This window comes from Paenibacillus sp. P22, from assembly GCF_000469945.2.
Classification (GTDB): domain Bacteria; phylum Bacillota; class Bacilli; order Paenibacillales; family Paenibacillaceae; genus Paenibacillus_O; species Paenibacillus_O humicus.
This window is the reverse complement of record NZ_CBRA020000215.1, coordinates 1-5,181: the sequence shown is the minus strand read 5'-3', so window position 1 is coordinate 5,181 and position 5,181 is coordinate 1. Positions and strand designations below refer to the sequence as shown.

Below are 5,181 nucleotides of genomic sequence, written 5' to 3'. Positions count from 1 at the left end.
GAACTGCTCCGTTCGGAAGGTCCCGATCGCTTTGGCGAACAAGTCTCTCCCTTTCTTGGGAGCAGTTACCTTCTGGTCCCATCCGACCAGACTCGAAATCATGCTTAGATGAGCGATCTTTTCTTCCAATGCTTTGTACTGTTCGACAGCTGTCCGAATGTTGGGATCGAGGGATTTCAGTTCCATGCCAAAAGCCTCCCATTAGAAACGATTGTTGTTTCCCCGCAAAAAAGACTGGTCAGTCTATTTTATTTAATCACTTTTTTTTCCTGTCATCAAGTAAATTTAGGAATCGGAATCCGAATCCGAATCCAGCATCAAGAACCCGCGTCCGGCTCGGGTTCTTGAGGTCTTCCTCGTTAATCAATCGTCGCCACTTTCCACTCGCCTTGTTTGCTCTTGAGCAGCGAAATGAGGCCGCTGCCCTTCGCCAGGCAACCGTAGGCTTCCCCTTCACGGAAAGATCAGGGCTGGAATCTCCATTCCCGCACCACTTCGCGCTCATCCCGGCTAATCTCCGCAAAGCCGAGAGAAGCATATAGGCGTGATGCCCGCATGTTGTCGCACCGATGGCCGAGCTTGATCGTGCCGCCCCATTGCTTGTCCTCGATATAACGCATAAGCTCTTTCATCCCGGAGCGTCCAAGCCCTCTTCCTTGGAACTTGCGATCCAGCATAAAAGCCATGATCCAGCAGCTTCCGTCAGCCGGATCGACAGCGTACACCGCGAATCCCGCGAGTTGTTCATCCGTGTACATCGCGAGAGGGGTGAACCCGCAATAGGCGGACTCAGCGAGCCAATAGACCGCAGGTACAGGAAATACGTCCTTCTGCTCGTCCGTGACTTCAAGCCGGGTGCAAGCGTGCCAGTTAGTTGAATCGATGGGTCGCAGTTCTACGGTCGGCCTCAAGCGTTCCCGCAGCCGATCGCACCCCTTCAAGAGCTTGATCCGAAGCTGAAGAGCCCACTCGGGCGACCGATGGATATCCATATTCTCCACGCTGCGGAGGAGACGTGCGAACGCATACAGGTCTGCAAACCTCTGAAAAAGAGGAAACTTCTGCACGCAGCGTTCATCCAACGGCTTAATCGACCGATATCCGGTTAGAAAGTGCTCGATTTTCCGCTGGGCGCCGGCATCCTCTTGCTCCGCCAGATCCCTCAGGGCGGATGCTGCATCCATTCCGTACCAGTGGATCATGGCATCGTCAAAATCGATGGCGGAATAGCGGGATTGCTCCTCGTCATAAAAAATATTGTCCGTTTCGAAGTCATAATGAATCAGGCCCATATGTCTCTCGCCAGTCGGAAGCTTGGAGAGCTGTTGACGGATGCGTTCAAGCTCGTGCCGAGCCGTTTCCTCCGAGGGATGCCGCTGCAATACGGAGGCGATGAAGGTTAGGGCGTCCATCCAGCTTGGTCGGGATGACGGCACAGCCGAATAAGACTCGGATAAAAGATGCAGCGAAGCAAGCGATCTTCCCCACTCTTCGGCATGCCGATCCGTCATGAGATCCAGCGGAATAGGGTTTCCCTTGGCTTGTTCAAATACAACGCCGAAGTACGATCCATCTGCCGTTTGGATCGTTTCGATCCAGTTGCCGTATCGGGATAGGACAGGAGCGGCAGCCGGATAGCCGGACGATATCAGATACAGGATGAAATCAAGCTCTGCCTGAATATTCTCGAGACGGTTGTCCTCTTCATGGACATAACGTAGAAATTGCCGAACGCCGTTTCTTTCCGACAAGTAGACAAAATTGCTGCTTGCTCTCCAAAACGTCAGCGTGCCGGCATCATGCTCCCAACATGAAATCAGTTGTTTGGCCGCGGAATCGGTTTCCGTTCCCCGTACCATGTTTTTTAGCGACATCATTTCCGGTTGCCTCCCATGGCCTAATGAGAGGTGCAAGGGTTACCAATAGCGGCCTCTCACAGGTTGATTTGCATGTTCGTTCGTTTTCAACCACCATCACTCCTCAAGGTCGCAGTAGGGATTTAAGGTGTAAATTTAGAGCGGATTAAATCTATCCCTCGTGAAATATGGTTGAATATAGTTTCAGTAGGATCAAGGGGTAATTTAGACTAAAAAGATTTATACGAAGCGAGCCGGGGGGCGGCTGTCGTCCCCTTGAAACGGCGGCTTGCCTTGAAGCCGAGGCCGGGGAAGAGCCGTCAGGGGCTTTCCGTTCACGTCGAAAGGGACACCTCGCGAGGTGTCCCTTAGCGCTTTCATGCAGGATCCGGAGCCTGGAGCCCGGGCAGCGGGCCTAGTCTCTCACGAATCGTTCGAACGTTCTCTGGAAAATCTGAATCGACTGCTCCACCGTCAAATTGCCCATCGGGTTGAAGCGGTTCTGGCCGACGCCCTGCATCAGGCCGAGACCGACGGAGCGGTATACGTCCGCCTTCGCCCACGAGGCGATCGCCTCGTCATCTGCGAACGGGCCGGTTGGTGCGGCGGAACCCGGCGGCTTTCCGGCAACGCTCGCCAGCTTGCTCTCCAGCCGGGTCAGCAGGGCCGCGGCCTCCTGGCGGGTAATCTTCGCCAAGGGAGCGAACTCGGTCGGGGAGACGCCGCTGATCAGTCCGGCAGACACCGCCTTGGAGACGTTGGAGTCGCTCGTATCCTGAAACGGCTTCCGGTCTGCCGGAAGACTGCTTCCCGTGGTGTTTTCATAAACCCCGACGAGCATGCGCACGAAATCAATGCGGCGGATCGGCGTCTGGTACTGCGTGTCCAGGGAATAGGGGATGAGACCGGCGCCCTTCGCCTTCGCATAGGCTTCCTTCGCCCAGCCGCTCGGGGCATCGCCCGGCGCTGCCGGTCGCACGGTGACGTAGAGCGAGTTCTCCTGGCCCAAATAGTTGCTGTAGCGGATATAAGCGGCGCCCGCCTTCACGCCTCGCAAGACGCCGGAGGAATCCACCGATGCAATGGAAGGATCGCTCGATTCCAGCTGTCCCGCCATTCGGCCTGCCACCGCGCCTTCGCCCGTGGAGTAGAGGCGCAGCGGCACGCTCTCGCCCGGTGTTATCGCGATCGCGTCGCTGCCGAACCGTTTCATTTCCGTCATGCGGAAGAAGACCGTATCGTACTCGATCGACGTTTCCGCGCCGGCTTTGGAGCGGATGCCGTCTATGCGCACGTGGAAGCGGTCATCTTCCTTGATATCCGAGATTCCGCCCGGCCGGAAAATAATGCAGACCGGAATGCCGCCATAACCGCCTTTGTCGACACGGAAGTATTCGCCGGATTTGTCCGTATCCGATTTGTCCAGCGTCCATTGCCTGCCGTCGCTTTGGCGGGTCACCGTTACGGTGATGGAATCCGTGTTGTTTTTGTCGTACCGGTCCGTATTCAGCGATACCGACCAGGCATCCGATGGCGAGAAGGCTTCGGACGGGAAATACCCGGCGGCCGGCCAGCCGATGTAATCATACTCGACACTGCCTGCAGCCCGTCCTTTGTCAAATACGTACATGGAGGAGTACGGCGATCCGTACCCGCTCGTCTCGGCCGCCCGGACATAGCCGAACATCGTCCGGGTCATCGCCGGATTCAGAATCCATCTGCGGTGGCCGACCCGGTCGATGTTGCTTGGATCGCTGTCCGACATGTAGCCGAGGACGCTGCTGTACAGCGTCGGGCTGCCCATATACAGGTTGCTGCTGCCCGCTCCGGCGTAGCCCAGCTTGTAAGCCTCCTCCTCCATTCCAGCCGGCTTGGTCGGAGAATGGCTGAGCCGATCGTTCAGCGCATTGATCAGCGATGCGCTCTGCTGCTGCCGGTGCAGGCTCCAGTCCGGCTGCACGTCATCGGGGACTCCGGCCAAATAGCGGACGAAGTTCGTCGCCCGCACGCCGTCTTCAATATACTCGGCTTGTAATTTGCCTTCCTGGAAAGGAGCTGTCAGACTCGGCAATTGCTCGTAAATGTCGTTCCCGCTCATATAGGCAAAGGACCTCTTCATGGGCAGGTAGCTCTGCATCCATTTCTCGACGATCTCTTCCTTCGTTCTCGCAGCGGTTGTTTTCCCTATGCTGTCTGCGGCTTCGGCTGTCTGGGGCCATACGGCCAGCATGCCTGCGGCCAGGGCGCCTGCGCAGAAGGCGGCCGTCGTCCTCGGCATCCATTCGCGAGGTTTCAAAGCGGTTTGATTGCGATTCATTTGTTCCCACCCTCTTCTCTCTACTTCATCTCATGCCCTTCACCTCGTTATCGGCGGCAAAGGAGAGAATCGGTAGACCGCAAGCCCAGTGGAATGCGATTGCGCGAAGATAGAAACCGCCAGCCTGAAGACGGCAGCGGGCTGGCGGTTTCAAAGCAGGGCATGAATGCCGGTTGTTCCCGGTCACAAGGAAGGGCAGGATAGAGACGGGCTCTCTTCCGGCTACCTTTTGACCGCCAAGCAATAGTTCACATGATCGAAGGCCTCGATCGGGTGCTCGGGCTGGCTCTCATTATAGGCGTGAAACAGCAGCTTGGTAATTTCCTCCGGATTCAGATGCTGATCAATCCGCAAGTCCATCTCTTCGAGCATCCGCTCCAGCTCGGAGCAGGAGTAGCCTGCCTGCATCGGCTCGCCCGCACGCGCGACCATCATGAGCTGCTTCTGCGCCCGCTCGCCTGCCTGAGGAGTGAAGGTCTGCTCATCCGGATAATCGAAGACGATGCCGCTGCCGGCCGGAAGCAGGGAAACGATGCCGGACAACAGCTGCCGGAAATCCTCTTTGGCGAGGTAATAGCTGATGCCGAGCAGGCTGCAGAAGCTGACCCGATCGGGATTGAACCCGGGGCTGGCCAGCACATGCCTCTGCCAGTCCGGCTCGCGAAGGTCGGCGGAGATGAAATAAAGATTGGGAGGCGGGTCCATGCGCATGCCGGATAAGCGGGCCTGTTTGTCGGCGGCGGTAACGGGATGGTCGATCTCGAAGATGTCGAGCTGGGAGGCCCATTCCGGCTGGCGATAGGCGAACGTATCGTAGCCTGCGGCGAAGATCAGGTACTGCCTGGCTCCAAGCGCGGCGGCCGCAGCCAGCGCCCGCTCGGCAAATGCCGCCCGGCCGAGCGGAGTGGGCGAAAGCTGACGGTCGACAACCTGGCGGAGGGCCTGCTCCTGCGTCCCCGAGAGCCAACCAAGATGGAGCGTTCGAGCAGCTTCGCGTCGCCTTTTTCT

3 protein-coding genes and 1 pseudogene are annotated in these 5,181 nt (G+C 57.5%); all 4 read right to left on the bottom strand.

Annotated features, from left to right (window positions below):
* Positions 1–186: pseudogene (locus BN871_RS23200) on the bottom strand (carboxypeptidase M32); the annotation flags it as partial.
* A 278-nt stretch (positions 187–464) separates the two neighbouring features.
* Complete coding sequence (locus BN871_RS27165) at positions 465–1,877, bottom strand: GNAT family N-acetyltransferase (RefSeq protein ID WP_083436615.1); 1,413 nt, start codon at positions 1,875–1,877, stop codon at positions 465–467.
* Between the two features lie 394 nt (positions 1,878–2,271).
* Positions 2,272–4,173, bottom strand: coding sequence for an S-layer homology domain-containing protein (locus BN871_RS23190; RefSeq protein WP_048749219.1), 1,902 nt, complete (start codon positions 4,171–4,173; stop codon positions 2,272–2,274).
* Between the two features lie 222 nt (positions 4,174–4,395).
* Positions 4,396–5,181, bottom strand: a 786-nt coding sequence (locus BN871_RS23185) for an SAM-dependent methyltransferase (protein ID WP_048749217.1), incomplete at its 5' end; no start/stop codon positions are given.

Excerpts from the sequence above, each read along its gene's own strand:
- BN871_RS23190 (WP_048749219.1), bottom strand. The coding sequence starts at position 4,173 with ATGAATCGCAATCAAACCGCTTTGAAACCTCGCGAATGGATGCCGAGG.
- BN871_RS27165 (WP_083436615.1), bottom strand. The coding sequence starts at position 1,877 with ATGATGTCGCTAAAAAACATGGTACGGGGAACGGAAACCGATTCCGCG.